Consider the following 21,346-nt stretch of genomic DNA (forward strand, 5'->3'; position numbering starts at 1 on the left):
TTTGCATCACCTATTTTCAATCGGATACGCCTTAAGAATATCGCGGACCTTGGCACCGACATTCCCGAACTTCTTGCGATACTTCTTGCGAATCACCAGTTCATCCGGAAGCATCGCAAACGCCTGCAACCAAGCCTTCGCCAGGGCGGCACAGATTGACACCTTCGAAAGCTTCTTTCCATCCCCCGACTGCCCCGGAACCCCGCCCTTCGCCATATTCAGGTAACGCACGACACCCTGAAACGGAAGTTTCAGGACATCAGTCAACGGGAGCAAACGGACGGCAGTCCGCAGGCGGTTTCTCTCCGAATAAAACAGCTTGCGAGGCGAATAGCGCACCGTCGTCATCGAACGTTCATGGTAAACCTTCGCATCGGGGCAGAACACCGTCTTGAAGCCCGCCAGGTTATGACGGAAATACCACTCCGTTTCTTCGAAGAACAAGAAGAAACTCGCATCCATCTTGCCTGCAGCAACGGCAGCCGACTTGCGGAAACTCATCACGGCCCCATAGCAGCCAAAGACTTCCTTTTCGCGAACATCCGCTGCGGAAATATCCAGCCCGCTCGCCTCATTTTTCGCAAACAGATCCGCACCGAAACGCACGCCCACCGCATTCACGACTCCGCTTTTTTCCATCACGAGGCTTGCCACCGATCCCGCCTCCGGATGCCTTTCAAAACAGCGCAACAAGTTTTCGGCCCAGGTCGGGTCAAATTCCAGGTCCATATTGCAAAGCACCTGGATCTCGGAATCCATATTTTCGAGGAGCCCATTGCAGGCGCCCGCATAACCGAGATTTTTCGGGCTCTCGATAACTTTGCAGTCAAGATTCTTTTCCCTTAACCGCTGGATTGAATCGTCGGTCGAAGCATTGTCAAAGACAAGAACGCGAACAGGAACGCTCTGCGCAAGCAAGCTCCCAACACATTCCGAAAGTTCCAAGCCACCGTTGTAATTTATGATACCGACATCTATCTGCATATTCACCCAAAAGAAAAAGGGACCGAAACAGGTCCCTTCAAATATAGATTAAAGCATTCGTTATCGGTATATATTACAAGCCGTAGTAACGGATGTAATCAATTTCACCGTTAAAGTAGCGGTTGCCCTTCGCCTGCTTCATGGCGTCGTAGCCGATACCGATATTGTAGCCCAGCTGGGACACATCGCCCTTCGCAGCGGCCCACACCGAACGTTCACCGTTCTGGAAAACAATCACGGAATCAGCGGTACGTTCGACCCGAATTTCGGTCCATTCGTCAAGAGCAAGTTCCTTGCCCTTAAGCACATTCCATTCCGTGCCATCGGTTTCTTCGTCACGGAAATGCACCGTCAAGACACCGTCGTCAAGGCGGACAATCCAACCGTCACCGTAACGTCCAGGCGGCTCGGCCACAATGATATTCTGCATTTCCGCGAAAGCGGCCGGTTTCACGCGGGTTTCAATCGCGAACGTATTGCGCAGGAACGCTCTCGACAGATTCACAGGCATACCGGATTGTCCATCGAGCACAAGCGTCGTATCGGCAACAACCGCATTTCCGACGACGTACTTCGAGGAATTGTTCGCCATACGGTCAAGTCCCACGAACTCCGGCTCGTTGAATTCCCAAGCAGCAAGCAGCCATTCATTCTTGGGAACCAGGGTGCCTTCGGTAAAGCCCTTGAACACGCCGAAGCGGATATAATCCATTTCACCAACGAAATAGCGATTATGGAAACCTTGCTGCATCGCATCGTAACCGATACCCCAGTCGTAACACATCTGGGTCAAGTCGCCCTGGTAGGCCACGGCAACCGTAAGTTCGCCATTCTGGAACAGTTTGACACTGTCGGCATTGCGTTCCAGGCGGATTTCGTTCCATTCACCGAGAATCATTTCTTTGCCCGGATAAATGCTCCAGTCTACATAGCTACTGTCGGCATCACGAAGATGAACAGTAAGAACCCCTTCGTCGATACGGAGCTGCCAGCCGTCCACCCCACGTCCAGGAGGCTCGGCCACAATAATATTCTGCATCGTAGCGAACTGGGTCGGTTTCACGCGGGCTTCGATCACGAATTCATTGATACGGATATCCGTATCCAGAGAAACCACCATGCCGGACTTTCCGTCAAAACTGGCGATGCCATCAACAGCGCTCACCGAGCCTTCTCCGGCTGTGGCGTTATGTCCGTGACCCGTCACATCGAGTCCCACGTTTTCAGCATCGTTGAAATTCCATTCGGCAATCCATTCCGTCACCACGGAATCGTTCAAAGCCGCGGAAGTATCCAGCGGAATATCCAACGTATCGATCACCTGGACAGAGTCAATCGGAGAATCTTCGATTTCGTCAACCGTTTCGACGCCAATCTGTTCCACGCGTCCATTGTTGCAGTGGCACTTGCCGGGATTCCTTGCGTCAAAGCCAATCGTGAACAGGCCCTTGATTACGGCGCTCTTTCCGTCATCCTTGAAAGCATCGATAATCTTTCCGTTCACGATAATCGCGACAACAACGCCGGCACGTTCCACGCGGACCGTGTTGATTTTTTTCAAGTCCAGCGCCTTTTCGGTCTTGAACTTGAGCCAATCCTCATCTGCAGTATTGCGCCATGAATAGACAACGGCACCTTCTTCGACCTGCAGAACCCAAGCGGCGGAGTCTCCATCGACACCGGCAGAGGCTATCGTGTATGCAGAATCGTCTTCGACCTGCACATCTGCTTCAACGGCAAAGTCGCAGTTCTTCAGCGAATCCACGACCACAGATGCCGTATCCGAAGTTGAATCGGAAAGTTGCCAGGAATCCACCACGAAATGCCGGTACCGTGCAAGATGCGAGTGCGCGTCCACGACATTCACACGAGCAATATTATTCACGGTGGACTGTTCTTCGCTCACCGTACCCCACGACGAAGAGTCGGACGGGCCCGTCGAGCACCCAGCCAGCACACCAAGTGCGGCAGCCAAGGCAAAACTCGAAAAATTTTTCATCGATTCTCCTTTTCCCATCACAAAAACCTTAGTTTGTAAGAATATAATATTTTATATTGTAGCTATGCAAGAGCCCACTCGGAAAAAAATGACGAAATTCACTATAAATGTGATCAAATTATTCGTTACTGTCGGTGGCATCGCCTATATTTTTAACAAAATCCCCTTTTTTGACGCAATTTCAAACTGGCAGGAATCGACCCTCCCCTGGCTCCTGTTCATTTTTGCCCTGACCGTCATCCTGATGGCAATCCAGGCGAACCGTTGGCGCGGGCTCCTGCTGGACGAAGGCAAAAAAATCAAATTACGCACTTTTTACGCCTATATCGCGCTTGGCTACTTTTTCAACAACCTGCTTCCCAGTGGTTTCGGCGGAGATGCCGTCAAGACAATCGCGTTCGGCAAGCGTTTCGGCAACACGGCCAATTCCGTCGCCGCCATTGCGATTTCACGCGTCATGGGCCTTATCGCCATGTTCCTGAGTTTCTTCATAGCGCTCCCCTTCGTACTTGTTCAATACCAAATTCCTAAAGCATACACCATTACCGTTAGTTTGGTCGCTGTGCTTGCGGTGATTATCATTATCGGCGGCCTCTTTTCGGACAAGATAAACATTCCGCACAAACTCGCTGACAAGGTTCCTTTCCTACTAAAACTGCAACAGGCATTCACCCTATACAGGAGCCATCCCAAGGCGTTCTGGCTATCGGGGTTAGACTCGATCTGGTTACAACTGGTGACCATCATCATCCACTACGCCTACTTCAGGGCTGTCGGAGTCGATGTAAACATTGCGGTCATTACGGTGTTCACGACCATCATGGTTACCTTCACCATGCTCCCCATCTCCATCAACGGAATCGGAATCCGCGAAAACGTTCAAGTGAGCCTGTATACGGGACTCCTCGGAATTCCCGCCGATGTGGTCCTCGCCTCGACCCTGCTCAGCTACCTGCCGCTCCTGTTCCAGGCAGCACAAGGGGCGGTCGTTCTCGCCGCCGCGCCCAAGAAATAAAACACCTGCAAAAAAAATGCCCCGGAAAAAACCGGAGCACCTAGAACCAAGAAACCGATTCGGATTACTTTTCGATTTCGTACTGAGCAACGACGTTGCCTTCGTTGTCGAGAGCGCGAACAACATTTTCATCGCGCTGAAGGGTCAGGTTGGCCTTTTCACCCTTGGCAGTGGTCAGTTCCACGGACATAGAACCGTCTTCATTCTTCACAGCGGCAATGGTGTTGCCCTGGGCGTCCTTTTCGAAGTAGGAATCACCGGAAGCGAGCGGGTTGGAGCCGGTCCAGAATTCGATGGTGTTCAGCACGAGGCCGTCCACGAGGAACAGGCAGATGCCGTACACCGGCAACCAGAACAGGATGAAGTGGACAATGGAGTTGATCCACTTGTCACCGAGGGTGCCGTTCCAATTATGAAGCTTGTTGAAGCAAGCGTTTTTGCCATAGCAACCGGAAAGAACGATCATGCCGGCGCAGAGAAGGGTGACAATACCTTTTTTCATTTTTTAATACTCCTTAGGATTGATTTAGTGTCTTTTGGACAGCGGGAAATATAACTAAAAAAACAGATTAGCAACACATTTGCGTCTTTTTTTCCAAGTTTTAAACAAAATATATACTTTTGTTTACAAAAATAGCGATTATTCGCGAATCAATATTATATTTTAGTGACGGATTTCACATAATGAAATTATTTTTTATTTTAGGTACGTATACTTTTACAAAAAAGTGACGAAATTTGAAAGGAGTGATAATGGGTATTGTTATGAATAAGATGAAGCTTTCTGTATTTGCAGCACTATTTGCTACAGCAACCGCCATGGCTGCTCCCAAGCCGTTAACCGTCTGGATTATGCCAAACGGGGCCTCTCCTCAAGAGACTCTAGAAAAAAGACTTGAATTGTTTACCAAAAAGACCGGCATCCCGACCAAGGTGCAAGTGCTGGACTGGGGTGAAGCCTGGAACCGCATCACGTACGCGCTGTCTAACCAGCAGGAAGCCCCCGACGTTCTTCAGTTGGGTACCACCTGGATTCCCTACTTTGCCTCCCGCAACGAAATCAAGCCCTTGAACGAACACCTCAGCGAAATCCAGCCGGCGCGGTTCGTCCCCGTCAGCTGGAATACAACGCATATCGATTCAGACTCCATCATCTACTCCGTGCCTTGGTTCATCGACATCCGTCCGGTTCTCGCCAACAAGAGAATCCTTAAGAAATACGGCATCACCAGGGAATCGGTCAGGAGCTACGACGGTTTCAGGGACGCCATCCGCAAGGTCAACGAAGCCAATGAAATTTTGGAAGACGGAGCCTATGTCCGCGGTTACGCCTTCCCGGGCAGGAACGACTGGAATATCCCCCACAACTTCGCCCCGTGGATCTGGAGCAACGGCGGTTCGTTCATCCAAAAAGACAGTGCCGGCTGGCATGCCAACATTCTTTCCAAGGAAACGCTGCGCGGTATCGCAAGCTACTTGCATTTCGTGATGGACTCGCTAGTCATGCCCGAAGCCCTGCAATCGAACACGGCCCAGATCGCCCAGCAGTTCAACAACGGTGAACTGGCCTTTATCGTCAGCACCTCCGAAATCGTGATGCAGACCCGCATCCATGGTAACCTGGGCGGTCTTTCCAATGCACGCATCGGTAGGGACAGCGTCTTGGTGCTCCCGATTCCCCAAGGTTCCAATGGCAGTGTAAGCTTTATCGGAGGATCGAACCTCGCCATTCCTTCGAACAACACCCGCAAGGAAGCCCTCGATCTTCTGCTGTTCCTGATTAACGACGAGAACCTGGACGCCTACACCAAGCAGATCGGTCTGTTGCCGCCCTCCAAAAAAGTCCTGCAGAAATGGGCCAAGGATGAAGATTACAAGACTTTGACAATCGCCCTCGAAACGGGACGCACCTATGTTCCGGTTCCCGAATGGGGTGATCTGGAACAGCTTTTCGGATCCATGTTCAGCACCATCTGGGAACAAATGGAAATTCCATCGCTCTACTCCGAAGACAAGCTGTACGAAATATTCAAACAGTACTCCATTGAAATTGACAAGAAACTGAACTATCCCACAAACAGTTTCATGACCCTTGCCGAATTCAAGGATAGCTGGAACCAGGTCAACGCTCCCCTTGAAGACAAGTCAAGCGATTCCGCCAAGGATACGACAACGAGCGTGGCCGACGCCAACCTGAAGAAAGCGCCGTTCGTATTTGTGGCCATGCTTGTTCTCGGTTTCCTGTTCGCCTTTTTCCGCAAGAAGAAAAAATAAGCACTTAAGGTAATTTCATGCCTATCGGTTCCTTTTCTGGTTTTTCACGAAGCATCGTCTTTAAGGTCTTGCTTGTGCTGATATTCTCCATGACCCTTGTGGTCACGGGGAGTATCTTCATTTTCAATAATAAGCAAACCGACCTGATGCTGGACTGGAGCTTCAACAACAACGAAGCCCAGCTGAACCAGATTGCCAATATGGCAAGCCTCGAAATGAAACAGTTCGGCGAAAGACTGACCTTGCTTGCCAAGACTTCCGAAATCCAGAGCATGGACGCAATGACTGCCGCCAGCTACCTCAAGAGCTTCAATATTTCCTCGCTGTTCATTTCGGGCGAAGTCATTACTCTGTACGACAAGGACTATCATTTCGTATGCGACAATTCCGTAGTCGGTTTATCGAAGGATCCCGCATACCCCATTGATTTTTCGCGCATCACGCCGCACCGTCCCTACATCACCCCCTGGTTTAGGGATTCCAAGGACGCTCCGCCCAAACGACTATTCGGCATCACCATTTCGAGCCGCAACGGCGGTGACGGAAGCCTTGTTGCCAGTTTTTCACTCCGCAGACTCTGGACGAACTTTCCTAATTACACCATCGGCAAGAATGGCTTCCTAGTCGCTACCAACGGAAACGGAGAAATTCTCTACCACCCTGATTTGAAGAAATGGATGACCGACGTCCACAAGATTTCCGAATTGGGATTGGAAGACATCAACCCGCGCAATTACAAGATCGACAAGGCAAAGTTCTTCAAACTGAACGACGACGAATCGTACCTGTTGAACATCAACTACAATCCCACTTACGATTTCGCCCTCATATCATTCCAACCCAAGTGCGAAATTGACGAGCTGATTTCATCGGCAACACAGGCTAGCATCGCAATCCTGATTGTTTCAATTCTCATTATCCTGATTATCGCCACACGGATGTTCTACATCCTGGGCGTTCCGATGAACAAGCTTATCCTGCACATCAAGCAGATTACCCAGGGCAACCTGGACATCCAGGAAATCGATGTCGGAACTCGCTGCGACGAAATCGGACAGCTGGGCAAGGCATTCAACATAATGCACAGCACCATCAAGCGTCAGATTGGCGAACTGAATGCTCATAGGGATATCCTTGAACAGGAGGTCCGTGAACGCACCAAGGACCTGGAAGAAGCCAACAAGAAACTCGACCTGATTTCCAAGACTGACGAACTGACGGGACTTCCCAACCGTCGCGACATGAACGAGACGATTGCAAACGAAGTCGGACGCGTGCAACGCACCCACAAGCCTTTCTGCTTTATCTTTATCGACATTGACCACTTCAAGAACATCAACGACACCTACGGCCATGCCTGCGGTGACGTTATCCTGAAATCGGTCGCACAGACGATCCGCGGTCTGCTTCGCAAGTACGACGTTTTCGCCCGCTACGGTGGCGAAGAATTCCTGACCCTTCTCCCCGAGACGGATTTGGAAGGGGCGGCCGTCGTCGCCGAACGGTTCCGCAAGCAGATCGAAAAGATGACCGTCCGCTATGCCGACTTCACCATCAAGATCACGATTACGCTGGGTGTCGCCAAATACGACGACCGTCTTGGAGCCGACCGAAGCATCCAGATGGCAGACAAGGCGCTGTACCAAGGTAAGGAAAGCGGTCGAAATCGCGTCATCGTATGGGAACCGGAATGAGTGACGAACGCGGACTACGAGGCTGCCGCCATCGAACTTGCCGCCCTGAAAAAGAACTCCGAAGGTTCCAAGACGGAAAATTTCCAGGTAAGTTTGGACTATATCGACGACACGTCGGACAAGCAGGATCTTCCGAGCTAGCTGATAATGGCAACGGGCACGTCAGAACCGCAAGCAGGTTTTGAGTCCCTTTGGCACTAAATTTTTTCTGAATGCAAAAAACACCGCGTTTACGCGGTGTTTTTTATCGGGATGACTGAATTCGAATCAGCGACCTCTTGAACCCCATTCAAGCGCTCTACCAGGCTGAGCTACATCCCGTTGGGTCATTGGTGGGTCAAAATTAGATAAAAATTAGCTTTTTTGCAAGGCTAACGCCCCAAAAAAGCCAAATTTTTACTTCCAATAACCGACAATCAGAACCTCTGGTGTTGCCTTCGGATACTTTTTGCTCTTGAACGAGACTATCTTGCGGATGCTCTTCTGCTTAAGTTCCCAACCTTCACGGGAAAGGCCGTTGGTCGTAAGTGTCACCTTGAGTCCCGGAACTTTGCCGCCTTCCTTGATTTTGTCAAGCTTGTCAACATTCAACATCACGGGTTTGGCAGACATCTTGAACTGCTTGGCCGATTCGGGATCAAGTGTCAAATCGGGGCGATTTTTCTTGTCGGTCTCCCACACGTAGAACGTCCATTCGCGTTTTTCGCCCTTGGCATAATACCCTGCATCAAAGAGTTTTTCGCCGAAGAAGAACGGGACCTTCACGATGCCGTCCATATTCGCAGTGTAAGGCTTGCCCGTCGTATCGACCAGCACGACCACAGGGTTGATTTGGCCTTCCATGTCGGCCGTACTCAGGTCGAATTCAATCGTTACGGTTCCCTTGGCAGGAATCTTGTTCGGGAACTTGAAGTTCGACATTCCATTGCCCTGTCCGAACACATTCTCTAGGACAATTTCACTGCCGGTCGTATTCGCGCCCTTGAGCACGATATGCTTGACATCGCCCTGGTTCAGGACTCCGATAGGATAATTTTCGGGAACAAAGCGGATAGCCTCGTCGGCCATGGCGGCAGTCGAAAAAAAGAAAGCCGCTGCAAAAGCAACTGTTTTAAAATTCATAAGTATAATATACAAAATTCCCTTAGACAATCCTACGCAGAAGCTGGCATAATTCCGCATAGCTGAGAACGACATTGTCAGGTTCAAGCGACAGAAGATTCACCGGTTTTCCGAAGCCGCAAAGGAGAGTCACGCAATCGGTGCCCGCGTCACGGGCGGCCAAGATATCAGGTTGGTCATCCCCCACCATGACAGTATCTTCACGGGAGACATGGGCCATTTCGATGATTTTTTGAAGTCCTGCCGGACTAGGCTTACGTTCGGGCGCCGTGTCGCCGCAAAGAACGAATTCGAATCGGTTACGGAGCCCAAAATGCTCAAGAATCTTTTCAGTCGGGCGGAGCGGCTTGTTCGTAAGCAAGGCCACCCGGACCTTACTGCGGTTAAGGAACTCGACAATTCCAGGTACGGGGCGAGTGCGTTCCGTGCAATGCTCCCAATAGAAATCTGAATAAACCTTGTGAACCTTTTCGACAGTCACCCCCGTGCGGGCGATATTTTCAGAGAGCGCGGCCTCCCCCATGCTCCGTTCGATCAGTTTCATGGAACCGTTCCCAATAAAGCTACGGACCTGTTCCTCGGAATGTTCCGGCAAGCCAAAATGGCGGAGCGCATAATTCACCGCCACGGCAAGGTCGCCGAGAGTATTGAACAAAGTACCATCAAGATCAAAAACAACAAGGGATTTTTTAGAAAGCATAGAAACCCAATTCCGCAACAGCGCCAAATTTAGAAAAGAACATATCCCATTAGGCCTATGTAATGAACAGATAACATTCTTTACAGAAAAAGCGCCATCCTGCATTAAACCGGACGGCGCTTTTGGGGGTGTGTTATAGGAATTTTTTAGAACTTGTTGAAGAAATCCCAAGTGGCCTTCGGAACCCAGGACTGCTGCTGGCCCGGATCCTTATGGTCCCAGATATGCCCGCCGTTCTGCGTGCACCAGCGAACCGGGAAACGTTCTTCAACCGTGGTATAGTCGTAGCACACGTGCGGACCGCTGCCGCCATATTCCTGGGCACGTTCATTCTTGGCCTTGCCACCTTCGGAATTGAGCTCCAAAATAATATCGCGAGCGGCGCGCCCCATTGTCGGCGTGCAAAGGTTGTCTTGCAAGCCGAGCACGCCCATCCAGCCGATACCCATCTGCTTGCGCTGCGGGAGCCAGATATTGCGTTCGGCAGTTTCGTATACAGCCACGGCGCGGAGCACATCCTGATGGTTCCAGGAGAGACCATTACTGAACATGGAACCGTAACTAAAGCCCGTTGAGAACACGCGAGAAGAGTCGATGCAGAAATTGCCTTCGAAGTATGCAAGGAGTTCATCAAAAAGCAAGTAGTCGTCCTGACCCCACGGGGCCTGGTTACCATTGCCTTCCGGAGCAACGAAGATGGCGGAATTTTCGGTATCGAGCGGTTTCAGGCCATAGTAACCTTCATCTTGCACGCCACCGGCCCAGCCGCCCATGCACTGCATGCCGAAAATGAGTTTGTACGGTTTATTTTTGTCGTAGTTCTTCGGAATGTCAAGACGCACCGTGCGCGTACCCTTGCTCCACTTGAATTCGATATACGGCTTGTCGCCGCGATACTTGTAATCAAGCCTTGTGTCCTTGCCGCAACCACGCGTAGGTACAGGGTCGTTCTTGAGGCCCCATCCGTAGGCATACTGCGGCTCAGGTTTCGTAAGCGTTAGCACCAGGTTCGTGTCGAGATTCGCAAGTTTTACAGTCAACGTATCAAAGCCATCGGCAATCACGCGGAGATCGTCAGTATCATTTGTCTTTTTAAGGGCATTTGCAACACTTGCCGACTTGTCACCAAAAGCGGCTCCGTAGTTTCCTTGCGAGGTAAAACGGATATTGCGCTGGACACTCCCGATTTTGACAAGAGCATAGTAAGCCCCCTGAGCCTTGACACAGGCCTGCAAATCGAGACTCCCCGAACCATAAAGCGTTTCCTTCAAAAGGCGGTTACCCATCATGTCAAAAATTTGCACCTGAACGGGTTCGCTTGAACGCTGAGAAAACGAAAGGATACCGTTATTCACGCTAATGTAACCGGGCAACACACGTCCCAAACTGGCTCCAGGAAGAGCATCCGTATCGGCAGATTCATCCTGATGCAAAGTAAATTCACCTTTATCGTCGGTGGTAGTTTCTAGCCCTTTCTGCAGTAACTTTACCGCTGCGCCACTTACCGTTTTCCCTTGTTCATCGCTCACCTTGCCCGATACCGTAAAGGCGTTCGCCGAAACGGCAAAGGCGCAGGCGAGAGCCAATGATTCCCAAACACTTTTTTTCATAAGAGCTCCTTTTTCTGCTTTTCCCCTAAAAACTATCTCTAAAAAAGGGGAAAAACACTCTCTGAAAAAACAAAGTGTGGACAATTAGTCAAGGGATGTAGACAAATTTTTACCGAACAAATTCCATTTCCACAAGGAACCGGTAAAAGCAAAGCGCCGACACGCCCAAAATGAACACCAGCACGATTACAAACTGCACCGGATGCTCACGAAAGCTGTAATCCGCCTTGCCGTAAGAGAACTGCCCGCGGACAATCGCACTCACGAATAGGGCTAGGAACAAAAGGGCAAGCAACAGGGACATCGCGAATCACTCCACGCCGTAATGCGTTTTCATCATTGCCGCTACTTCGGGAAAGACGCGTTCATCCACAACAAAAGACCCTCGGTCTTTCTTGAAAAAGAACATCAAAGCGCCCTTTTCATCGCGCTTGGTCTTTTGCAGTTCCGACTTGTCGAACGAGAACGTCTTTTCTCCGAAACGGGTGCAAAGCACAAACTTGTCCTTGTACCACCGGATCTCGAAAACATCACTCAAATGATAAAATGCACAGATAAGGACTATGGCGGCAAATAAAAAAGCGAACGCAGCATAGCCCGAGTCCGAAGCCAAAATATTACCAAGACCTAAAAATATATTGAAAAGAAAGGCTACGACATACCAGCCCATGGCGACGGGGCGCTTCAGCGGCTTGAATTCCGCATAAACCGAACCGTTTTCGCCCAGCACAAGGTCTTTCGGATTTAACTCGTCGTAAATTCTGCACAACATTTTTGTAACTTCTGGAAACGCCTTTTCACGAAGTACAAAATTCCATTTTCCCTTTTTCAAGCAAACGCTAAACCCTTTGTCGTCTTCGTATCCAAACTCAGCAAACACCGATTTATCAAACGAGAGTTCCGTTTCTCCATAGAGTGTCTTTAAAATGAATTTATCCTTATACCATTTTACAGCAAAAACAGTTCTTGACAAAAAGAAAATACAAGTTCCAAAACACACGCTCACCGGCAACCATATCGGCCACAAAGACTTCAGCTCTTCGACAAAGGACATCGCCACAACAGAAAACAAAAAAGGTCCAAGACAGCAAAGCATTCCCACAACGGTTTTAACAAATTCAAACTTGGCAATTTTAAACACAACATAACCACTGGTTCTTTGGGCAAAGTCCACCTCATCGGAATGCTCAAGATAATCAAAGCCGTTTATTTCACCCTGATTCCGTTTCTGGACAGGACCTACTTTACATTCGGCTTCCTCGACGCGACCATAATTCGGATTCGGCGCATCGCACCACAAGCAACACTGCATGTCATCTTCGTATTCTTCACCGCATTTCGGACAAATCATGAAATTCTCCTACAACGAGAAATATAATTTTTTTATCCGGGTTTCTCAAATCCGAACACCCCTCCATAAAAAATTATTTATGCAGTAGTAGCTTATTATTTTCTTGGAGGCCGTCGTTGTCGAAGCGGACGGTGGGATTCTTGCCGTTCTTGAAGGCTCCTTCGCTTTCGTAGAGGGAAAGAGCTACTGAAACGCCTGGCTGCGTCGCGAGATTTGTCTCGTCTGCCGGAACCGCGCCGCCGAACGAGAACTGCAGCGAAGCGCCATCCTTGAACGTACCCTTGGGAATGCGGATGGTTTTGCCCAACTGCGCGATGGCCGCGCCCGTACTGTCCACGAATTCTGCCACCAAATACACATCGAAGAAGCTGGGCGCCACGCCGGTGTTCTTTACGGTGATGTTCAAGGTGTTCGTCGCAACATTGCCAGCAGCGGTGTCGGCGAATTCCCCTGTGGTTTCGGCGCCGCCGGCGACGGTCGTGAGTTCCGCCCGCGTCACGGTAAAGTTGTACCCGATGACCTTGCTCATGGAATCGGCCAGCGCCTTGTTATCCTTGTAGAAATAGTAACCGCAGTCGTTGTCCTGGTCCAACACGTAGTAGGTCAGGTGCGCTGTGGTAATCGCATCCACCCAGCGTTCAGCAGTCCACTTCTGGGTGCCTCCGGGAATCAGATCGTCATTGGCCAGCATCGTCCTGTAACCGGCGATGTTTTCGGCGATGGTCGGGAGGTTCGCATTGTACGCCCGCAGCAAGGTATCGGGCCTGCCGGGAATGCCGATGAACCCATCGTCGCGCTTGGTAATGCCGAGGTCTAGCGCATGCGTATAGACATCGCCAAAACCGTTGGAGGGCAGCACCAGCTGGGTCTTCTTGAACACGGAGGCGTAATGGTCCAGCATTTCTTTCTGGATCTTTTCCGAGGGCATCTGGCTTCCGTCCAGATTCGAGACATGCCATTCGCCCCATTCTCCGAAGGAGCGGATATCGATATATTCTATGCGGGGGTCGCCGTCGTACTTTTGCGCAAGGGCCGTTGCAAAATCTTTTGCGGCCTGCAAATAGTTCGGATCGTCCCACACAGGGACAACCGCTTTGGAACCGTTCCCCTTGTAGGTCGCCGTAATCTTTTTTGCACCCAATTCATTGTAAACGAATTTCGGGGTCCAGTCGTAGTTTTCTTCGGGTGTATCGTTGTCCATGATAAAGCTGGGCGAATACGGGAACACGCGCAGGGCATAACCCATGTTGTGCTCGGCAAGTGCGTTCAGCAGCTTTTCTAGTTCCGTCCAGTCGTAAACGCCCTTAGCCGGATTTAGCTTGTTCCACTGCTGGTAACCGGAACCGTACGAAACCAGGTCCCACGCCCTGTTGTTCAGGGAACCGTAAGGGCCATATTCAAATTCCGGGACAAAAGTCCACGCGCCACCGGTCGGCACCGTGAAGCCCTTGTGCGGGTTGGAAAGCGGCCCGTCGAAAGGCTTGAGCGCATAGGTGATTTTTGTGGTATCCGAGAATGTCGCAGAACCGGAGTCACCGCTGTTAGAGGATGTCATTCCGGCCAGAGCCTGTCCCGGACCTTGTTCCGGGAAGCCGGAATCACCATTTACACTGCTTGATGAGACCTCTATAGACGAACTCGACAGCGTTACAGACGAGGACGGTACGGAATCCGAAGAACTCGATTCCTCAATCGCGCTGCTTTCAGTATTCTCCAGAGCAGAACTGCTCGCGTCGTCGCCACAGGCGATAAGGCCTGCACATGCGAAGCAGGCAAACACCACTGAAAATTTTGAATCTTGACGCATAGGTAAATAATCCTATTCAGGCTGAGAGGACTTTATTTCAACCGTGTTTTCTTGAAAAGTAATTGGGAAAGTCGCAATAGTTTCTCCCGACTCCACTTTCGAAAACTTCCAACGGCTTACAGCCATTCTGACATGTTTTTCAAATTCTTTGTTATTTGTAGTCGACAAAACAACCTGGCATTCTTTAACAGAACCATCCGCCAACAGTTTTATCTTTAGAATAATTGTTCCTTCAAAAAAAAGTTCTGGATTTTGCTTTAAATATTTATTATAAACATGACGTAAGGACTGTGTTCGTTTTTCCAAACCTGCAAAAACAGAATCTCTTCCAAGAGCACTGCCTTTGGCAACGGTTATTTCTTTCTTATTCAGTTGTTTAACCGCCCCCCTATTTTTTGAAGGGAGCTTTAAAGAATTCCCCGGCTTTTTCACCAAGAAAAATGAGTTACCTCTGCAATCGCCATTACAACCATAAAGCGTTGCACTAGCTTCATTCAAAATACTTGTATCTTTTACTTCAGGCTTCTCATCAACTCTTTTTTTCACATTCTGCAATTGAATAAGTACAGAATCACCTTGCTTGGTGGTATCGTCATCCTTTTCGGAATCGCTGCAACCGGCCCACAGCACCGCTGCGGCCATCAGAACAAACTTCCCAAGGTATTTGCTGAAGGGTTTCGCCATCATTTAAGTATAGCAAAAATATTTTCGCGAGCATCGGGGCATTACAGAATTTCCTGCAACTCCAGAATGACTCCTAAGGAGGGCAAGACTGTAGGCAGGTGGGTTCCGTCCCCATTGGCTAGTATTATAATCAACTCAAACTGCGTATTTTATAAAAACAAGACACCCCTTGCGTTTCTCAAAAGTTTTTATTATATTAAAAAAGAGATTTTTGACTAACGGTGGAGGTTTCTTGAAAGTTGAGTTTAGAGATAAGGATTTGGAACTTTGTGCAATGGATGAGGCTTATGCAATACGGCGAATGGGCAAAAAACGGGCAAAATGCTACAGAAATCGAATCTTCTCCTTGCACTTAGCTAAAAATTTTGCCGCTCTGCCTTCGCTTCCGGGACATTTCCATGAACTCGTAGGCAACCGAAAGGGACAATGGGCATGCGACCTTGATCAGCCATACCGATTGATTATTTGTGGCGCAGAACCGAACAAGGCTATTGTTTGGGCTGAAGTTACCGAGGCCGAAGTCGTAGAAATTGTAGATTATCATAAATAGAGAGGAATAATATGGCAGAAGAAAAAGAACTCATTTTGTGGGGGGCAACGTCCCCTGGAGAAATTCTTGAAGAAAAACTTCAAGAAATGAATGTGGATGTTAACGATTTCGCCGCCCGAATCGGCTACACACCCAAGACGGTGAACGAATTGCTCAAAGCCAAGTGCAGGGTGACGGCAGAAATGGCCTACAGCCTTGAATTTGGAACGGGAATTCCGCAGTATTTTTGGTTAGAAGCACAAAAGCAGTACGAACGGGATCTCTGGCGTGAAAAAATCAAGAGATCCCTCAAGAAAAGTGTTGTTTGGCGCAAGTTCTTCCCTATCGGTGAACTCAATCCGCGCACATGGATCAAGGACTTCAACAACAAGGAAGACGGTGTGTCGCCCATTCTCAGGTTCTTCGGGGTGGCAAGCCCCAAGGCGTGGGAAAATTACTATTACAAGAACCGCCTGAAGGTCGCCTTCCGCATTTCGCTGGCCGAAACCGAAGACCCGTATGCGGCCTCCGTGTGGATGCGCCGCGGCGAAATCCTCGCCGACGAAATCAAGATGGAAAAGCAGAACGACAAGAAGGTGCGTTCCGCCATCAAGAAGGCAATGCCGCAATTTGTGGAACTGGCCAAAAACGACGTTGCCGCGTGGGAAGATTTACGCCGCAAGAAGGCCCTGCCCAAGCCGAAGGTAGGCGAAGATTTCATTGACGACGGCATGCACAAGTTGCAGGAACTGGGTGCAAAACTCGGTATCAAGGTGCTCTACGCGCAGAACTTCAAGTCGGCACCGATTCATGGCATGGCCCGCTGGTACAAGGACATCCCCGTCATCCAGTTGCACGACCGTTTCAAGGACCGCAATGCGTTCTGGTTCACGTTCTTCCACGAGCTCGGCCACATCGTACTCCACGGCAAGAAGGACATCTTCATCAAGAACGTCTATTACGGCAACAAGAACCAGCAAAAAGACGACGAGGCAAACGCATTCGCGCAAAAATACATGGCGCAGGCAGGGCTAGAAGTCTAGGGAAACAAGGAGCGCAGTATGGCACAGGCAACAGTTTCCGCACGCATCGACAGCAAGGACAAGGAAAGTTTCGATAAGTTCTGCAGCAACGCAAGCGACATCGAAGCCCTCAAAAAAGGCATCGAACAGCTGAATGCCGGCAAGGGAATTGTAAAGACCATAGAAGAACTGGAGGCGATGGAGAATGGCTAAAATCGCTTTTTCGGAAGCCGCAGAATCGACGACGCAAACCGTCTGATTTATCGAATCAACGGCGAATTTATCGACATTCTCTCGTGCAAAGGCCATTACGAGAACGTCTGACTAGGAAGGACGGAGCCTTTAAGTCAGATTGTTGCTTTTTTGTCATGCCCGTGCAAGCGGGCTTCCTTTTCCCCAAAAAAATTATATATTTATTCTTGAAAATAGAGTTTTCTCTTATTCTCGGCTTGAAATCTCGACCATTTCTTACACAGAGGATAAGACGAACGCTCACGTCTGCGGCAATTCCATTGCCGTATCGTTTTGCTATGGGCAAATTATATTTGCTTTTTTAGTTACGCGACCTTAACTGGGGCGTGAGTTGTTTGTGTTTATTTGTGTAGGGCTGTCGAGAGCCTCAAGTCGATAAACGCATTCAACTCCACGCCTTTTTTGTATTCAAAAAAATTGGATTGATTGCTGAATAAGGGTGATCTCGTACCGGAGTTCAACTCTTGTTCTTGACTTGAAATCTCGACAATTTCTACACAAAGAATAAGACTTATACTCGCCAACGCCTATGTAATACATGGGTGTAGTGTATCCTGAGAGAATAATATTCTCTTGGGTTATATTGGTCATACCGTTGCAAACCTGTAAAGGCGAAGCAATCTCTTGACTCATATTGCGAGTTTTGTTCTTTGAAATGTCGTGCGTTTTGGCACTTGCGAGAGTGACTCGTTCACTTTCAGTAAGGAGTCAAATAAAATGCCCGCCATTTTACGAGCAGCCAATCCATGGACACAAAAAAGCATCGACTACGCAGCAAACCGCCCCTATCTAGATGATTTGTACACAGTCTATCCTGTGGTACACGAAAATGTACGCAGAATAGATGAAAGAATCATGTATCGCGTTGAAATGTACTTTAACGAGAGAGATAATTTCAATCTAATAGCCTCTCTGTTGGATTTAGACCTGTTTCCTGTAAAAGACAGTTATATTCCCTTCTTACGAAAATCAAAAGACGCCATTAGAAGAAATCCGCAAATAATCAACCGCATCTGCGGGGATCTCTATGAAATGGGATTCAGGGAGCTCTATAAAAGATGCACCGAACCCAAAGAAGCCAATCGCCAAATGGGTCCCATGTTTCGCAATTGGCTTAATTCTGGGGCTTTAGGAATTAGACCTGTTCCTGAATCAGTTTTTGTTCGTAGTACAGGAAATGCAATTCTTGATGGATCCGACAGCTCAATGATGGATTTTGCTAGACGGAATTTCGGATACAACCGAGAAAAGGGGCTTGATTTCATAGCTCGATATAACGGCCGTTATGTTATTGGCGAAGCAAAATTCATTTCTGATTTTGGTGGTCATCAAAATGACCAGTTTGTGGATGCTATTGCGACAATTGAATCTCCCCTTAGAAATAACGATGTCGTAAAAATCGGCATAATTGATGGTGTTCCATATATACGGAATAACGGGAAACTTTTCCTTAATTTGATCAGGACAGAATACAACATCATGTCGGCTCTTGTACTTCGTGATTTCCTGGAGTCGCTATGAAAAACACTCTCATAAAAGGCGACAACATAGATTCACTGGTGTATATCCGTGATAAGATGAAATTACGCGAATCTATTGATTTGGTCTATATTGATCCTCCTTTTGCAACGGGAGGTGAATTTAAAACAGATTCTAATGGACGTGTAGCTACAATTAGTAGTTCGTCATCCGGTAAAATAGCGTATTCTGATAAATTAACTGGTTCGGCTTTTATTGAATTTTTACGCGAGCGGATTCAAATCATATACGATCTTCTTTCTCCGCAAGGTTCATTCTATTTACACATAGACTATAAAATTGGTCATTATGTAAAGTGTATGCTTGATGAAATTTTTGGAATTGAAAATTTCAGAAACGACATCACAAGAATAAAATGCAATCCAAAAAATTTTTCAAGGATTGGCTATGGCAACATTAAGGATATGATTTTATTCTATACAAAAGGAAAGAAACCTATCTGGCATGAGCCAAGAATTCCTATGTCAGAAGAGGAAATTGCAAAGTTATATACAAAAGTTGACAAAAACGGAAGACGCTATACAACTGTTCCAATCCACGCTCCTGGCGAAACAAAAGATGGAAAATCTTCGCAAAAATTCAAAGGGATTTTACCCCCTCCAGGAAGGCATTGGAGATGTAGTGTGGAAGAACTAGAACAATTAGATAAAGATGGTTTAATTGAATGGTCTGCATCGGGAAATCCGCGTAAAATCAACTATGCCGATGAACATCTGACCAAGAAGTTGCAAGATATTTGGACTTTCAAGGATTCTCCTAATCCTATTTATCCGACAGAGAAAAATCACGAAATGTTGCAAACAATTATTAAGGCGTCCTCCAATGAGGATTCCATCGTGATGGATTGCTTTGCCGGCTCGGGAGGCACTTTAGTTGAAGCAAGCAGGTTGGGCCGCAAATGGATTGGCGTTGATAAATCAGATATAGCAATTGAAACCATCAAAAAGAATCTTGAAAATAACGGTTTCTTTGCTAATGAATCAATGTATAAATATATTGAAATTTAGCTTGTAAATTACTTGACAATTCGGGAGTTTGCAGAACCAATTCAGCTCAGCCATGACAATTCGTGCAAGCACGATTGTCACGGCATTCGCCTTTTGGGGTGTTAGGGGACGGAGCCCCTTAGGCGAGAGGGTGACGGAAGACTTGCCCTAGATCCTGCTCCTACGAACCTAACTCAACTAAGGCTACAAGTAGCCAAGTTTCGTATATCGACTTCGCCCTACGGGCTTCGCTCAGGATGACACGCTCGTAGCTCAGGGTGACAGAAGGGCAAGGCTGCAGGCAGGGGGATGCCTCCCCCCCCCTTTACAATAACCATAGATTCTATCGCTGCGCTCCAGAATGACTTTTCTAAGCTCTAAGTTCTAAGTTCTGCCAACTAAAAATGCTATCTTTACCCGCATGAAAAAATACCACTTGGCCACATACGGCTGCCAGATGAACGAGTATGACTCGGCGATGATTGCCCAGGAGCTCGACATGTGCGGTTGCGTCGAGACGAGCAACCAGGAAGATGCCGACTTCATCATCGTGAACACCTGCAGCGTGCGCGAAAAGGCCGAGGAAACCGCCATCGCAAACATCAGCAAGCTCAAGTACCTGAACAAGAAGAACCCCGACGTGAAGGTGGTCGTTTGCGGCTGCATGGCGAAGAACCGCGGGCCGGAACTTTTGAAGCGCCTGCCTAACGTGAGCTACATTGTGGGGCCGGACCAGTACAAGAAAATTCCGGAGTTGCTGCTGGGCGATGCCAAAAGTCCGTTGCACCAGACGCACCACAAGATGTTCATCGACGAGGATCTGAGCGAGAACTACCTGGGCGAATACGCGAAACTCCAGAACGACTTCACCACCTTCGTCGCCATCCAGCGCGGTTGCAACAAGCGTTGCAGTTACTGTATTGTGCCGTATCTTCGCGGGTCGGAAAAGTACCGCGACATGGAAGATGTTCTTGCCGAAGTGCGCAAGGCGGCCGACAAGGGCATTACCGAGGTGACGCTGCTGGGCCAGACTGTGAACGCCTACAAGACGGAAGGCGGCAATTTTGCCGACCTGCTCACGAAGGTTTCTGAAATCGGGGGCATCCGCCGCATCCGCTTTACGAGCCCGCACCCGAGGCATTACACCAACGAGCTCATCGACGTGCTGCTGAACAACCCGAAAGTCTGCCATTACGCGCACATCCCCATCCAGAGCGGCTCCGACGCCATGCTCAAGAAGATGCGACGCCAGCACAACATGGAGCAGTACCTTTCGATTATCGAACAGCTGCGAAGCAAGGACCCGTTCTACGGGATTTCGACGGACGTGATTTGCGGATTCGTGGGCGAAACGGAAGAGGACTTCGAGCAGACGCTCAAGGCATTTGAACAGTGCCAGTTCGACAGCGCCTTCATGTTCATCTACAGCCCGCGCAAGGGCACGGAATCGTACAAGGAAGCGGAGACGCTCACCGAGGCTGAAAAGAACGAGCGTCACACGCGTCTGGTGGAACTGCAGAACGCCATCACGCTCAAGAGGAACCAGATGATGCTCGGCCGCACCGAGGAACTCCTGGTAGAAAAGAATTCTGCTCGCGACGAAACGGAACTGCGTGGCCGCACCGACAACTTCAAGAAGGTGGTGTTCAAGCCCGAAGTTGGCCAGATTGTGAAGCCCGGCGACTACGTGAAGGTGAAGCTGGACGACATTCGCGGATGGACGATACGAGGAACGCTGGTGTAAGATGTGGGGTGTGAGGTTTGGGGTGTGGGGTCGC

Annotated in this window: 20 protein-coding genes, 1 tRNA gene and 1 pseudogene; 11 read left to right on the forward strand and 11 right to left on the reverse strand. The window is 49.0% G+C overall.

The window, feature by feature from the left end; translation table 11 throughout:
- Positions 1-6: 6 nt before the first annotated feature.
- Both BUA93_RS04230 and BUA93_RS04235 read right to left on the reverse strand, forming a co-directional pair.
- A complete protein-coding gene (locus tag BUA93_RS04230) occupies positions 7-984 on the reverse strand; it encodes a glycosyltransferase family 2 protein (RefSeq protein ID WP_072977705.1) in 978 nt (325 codons plus the stop codon).
- A gap of 73 nt (positions 985-1,057) precedes the next feature.
- The gene (locus BUA93_RS04235; RefSeq protein WP_072978107.1) at positions 1,058-2,983 is read right to left on the reverse strand and encodes a LamG-like jellyroll fold domain-containing protein; all 1,926 of its coding nucleotides are present in this window, start codon (positions 2,981-2,983) and stop codon (positions 1,058-1,060) included.
- 109 nt (positions 2,984-3,092) lie between these two features.
- Here BUA93_RS04235 and BUA93_RS04240 point away from each other — a divergent pair, with 109 nt between their 5' ends.
- Complete coding sequence (locus tag BUA93_RS04240) at positions 3,093-3,998, forward strand: lysylphosphatidylglycerol synthase transmembrane domain-containing protein (protein WP_254793842.1); 906 nt, start codon at positions 3,093-3,095, stop codon at positions 3,996-3,998.
- Positions 3,999-4,062: 64 nt separating this feature from the next.
- Here the strand turns inward: BUA93_RS04240 and BUA93_RS04245 are convergent, their stop codons facing one another.
- Positions 4,063-4,500 (reverse strand): DUF3332 family protein, encoded by a 438-nt coding sequence (locus tag BUA93_RS04245; protein ID WP_072977709.1) that lies wholly within the window; start codon positions 4,498-4,500, stop codon positions 4,063-4,065.
- A gap of 263 nt (positions 4,501-4,763) precedes the next feature.
- Here BUA93_RS04245 and BUA93_RS04250 point away from each other — a divergent pair, with 263 nt between their 5' ends.
- The 3 genes from BUA93_RS04250 to BUA93_RS16160 are packed head-to-tail and all read left to right on the forward strand — an operon-like array spanning position 4,764 to position 8,107.
- A complete protein-coding gene (locus BUA93_RS04250; protein ID WP_254793843.1) occupies positions 4,764-6,272 on the forward strand; it encodes an extracellular solute-binding protein in 1,509 nt (502 codons plus the stop codon).
- A gap of 17 nt (positions 6,273-6,289) precedes the next feature.
- Complete coding sequence (locus BUA93_RS04255; protein ID WP_254793844.1) at positions 6,290-7,966, forward strand: sensor domain-containing diguanylate cyclase; 1,677 nt, start codon at positions 6,290-6,292, stop codon at positions 7,964-7,966.
- Complete coding sequence (locus BUA93_RS16160) at positions 7,967-8,107, forward strand: hypothetical protein (protein WP_175547365.1); 141 nt, start codon at positions 7,967-7,969, stop codon at positions 8,105-8,107. It begins immediately after the preceding gene.
- Between the two features lie 106 nt (positions 8,108-8,213).
- On the opposite strand, the gene BUA93_RS04260 is transcribed toward BUA93_RS16160, so the two are convergent.
- From BUA93_RS04260 to BUA93_RS04295, 8 genes are all read right to left on the reverse strand, one after another.
- Positions 8,214-8,287, reverse strand: a tRNA-Pro gene (locus BUA93_RS04260).
- A 75-nt stretch (positions 8,288-8,362) separates the two neighbouring features.
- Positions 8,363-9,088, reverse strand: coding sequence for a hypothetical protein (locus tag BUA93_RS04265; RefSeq protein WP_072977713.1), 726 nt, complete (start codon positions 9,086-9,088; stop codon positions 8,363-8,365).
- A 22-nt stretch (positions 9,089-9,110) separates the two neighbouring features.
- Complete coding sequence (locus tag BUA93_RS04270; protein ID WP_072977715.1) at positions 9,111-9,788, reverse strand: HAD family hydrolase; 678 nt, start codon at positions 9,786-9,788, stop codon at positions 9,111-9,113.
- 146 nt (positions 9,789-9,934) lie between these two features.
- Positions 9,935-11,398, reverse strand: a complete 1,464-nt coding sequence (locus BUA93_RS04275) for an esterase (RefSeq protein ID WP_072977717.1) — start codon at positions 11,396-11,398, stop codon at positions 9,935-9,937.
- Between the two features lie 109 nt (positions 11,399-11,507).
- A complete protein-coding gene (locus tag BUA93_RS04280) occupies positions 11,508-11,702 on the reverse strand; it encodes a hypothetical protein (RefSeq protein ID WP_072977719.1) in 195 nt (64 codons plus the stop codon).
- A gap of 6 nt (positions 11,703-11,708) precedes the next feature.
- Positions 11,709-12,749, reverse strand: a complete 1,041-nt coding sequence (locus BUA93_RS04285) for a hypothetical protein (RefSeq protein ID WP_072977720.1) — start codon at positions 12,747-12,749, stop codon at positions 11,709-11,711.
- Between the two features lie 73 nt (positions 12,750-12,822).
- Positions 12,823-14,556 (reverse strand): beta-galactosidase, encoded by a 1,734-nt coding sequence (locus BUA93_RS04290; protein ID WP_072977722.1) that lies wholly within the window; start codon positions 14,554-14,556, stop codon positions 12,823-12,825.
- Positions 14,557-14,568: 12 nt separating this feature from the next.
- Positions 14,569-15,243, reverse strand: a complete 675-nt coding sequence (locus BUA93_RS04295) for a TonB family protein (protein ID WP_072977724.1) — start codon at positions 15,241-15,243, stop codon at positions 14,569-14,571.
- Between the two features lie 229 nt (positions 15,244-15,472).
- Here BUA93_RS04295 and BUA93_RS04300 point away from each other — a divergent pair, with 229 nt between their 5' ends.
- From BUA93_RS04300 to miaB, 7 genes and pseudogenes are all read left to right on the forward strand, one after another.
- Positions 15,473-15,790 carry a type II toxin-antitoxin system RelE/ParE family toxin gene (locus BUA93_RS04300; RefSeq protein WP_072978111.1) on the forward strand — a complete coding sequence of 106 codons (318 nt, stop codon included), beginning with the start codon at positions 15,473-15,475 and terminating at the stop codon, positions 15,788-15,790.
- 11 nt (positions 15,791-15,801) lie between these two features.
- On the forward strand, positions 15,802-16,812 hold the full coding sequence (locus BUA93_RS04305) for a HigA family addiction module antitoxin (RefSeq protein ID WP_072977726.1): 1,011 nt from the start codon (positions 15,802-15,804) through the stop codon (positions 16,810-16,812).
- An 18-nt stretch (positions 16,813-16,830) separates the two neighbouring features.
- Positions 16,831-17,004: a hypothetical protein gene (locus BUA93_RS16165; RefSeq protein ID WP_175547366.1), complete on the forward strand. Its 174-nt coding sequence runs from the start codon at positions 16,831-16,833 to the stop codon at positions 17,002-17,004.
- A gap of 9 nt (positions 17,005-17,013) precedes the next feature.
- Positions 17,014-17,115: pseudogene (locus tag BUA93_RS15845) on the forward strand (type II toxin-antitoxin system YoeB family toxin); the annotation flags it as partial.
- A gap of 645 nt (positions 17,116-17,760) precedes the next feature.
- Entirely contained in the window at positions 17,761-18,564 is an 804-nt protein-coding gene (locus BUA93_RS04315) for a restriction endonuclease (RefSeq protein WP_072977727.1), read from the forward strand.
- Positions 18,561-19,589, forward strand: coding sequence for a site-specific DNA-methyltransferase (locus BUA93_RS04320; RefSeq protein ID WP_072977729.1), 1,029 nt, complete (start codon positions 18,561-18,563; stop codon positions 19,587-19,589). Before BUA93_RS04315 ends, BUA93_RS04320 begins: the two co-directional genes overlap by 4 nt.
- A 400-nt stretch (positions 19,590-19,989) precedes the next feature.
- The gene (gene miaB / locus BUA93_RS04325; RefSeq protein WP_072977731.1) at positions 19,990-21,312 is read left to right on the forward strand and encodes a tRNA (N6-isopentenyl adenosine(37)-C2)-methylthiotransferase MiaB; all 1,323 of its coding nucleotides are present in this window, start codon (positions 19,990-19,992) and stop codon (positions 21,310-21,312) included.
- The last annotated feature ends 34 nt before the right edge of the window (positions 21,313-21,346 follow it).

Source organism: Fibrobacter sp. UWH4, assembly GCF_900142475.1.
Taxonomy (GTDB): domain Bacteria; phylum Fibrobacterota; class Fibrobacteria; order Fibrobacterales; family Fibrobacteraceae; genus Fibrobacter.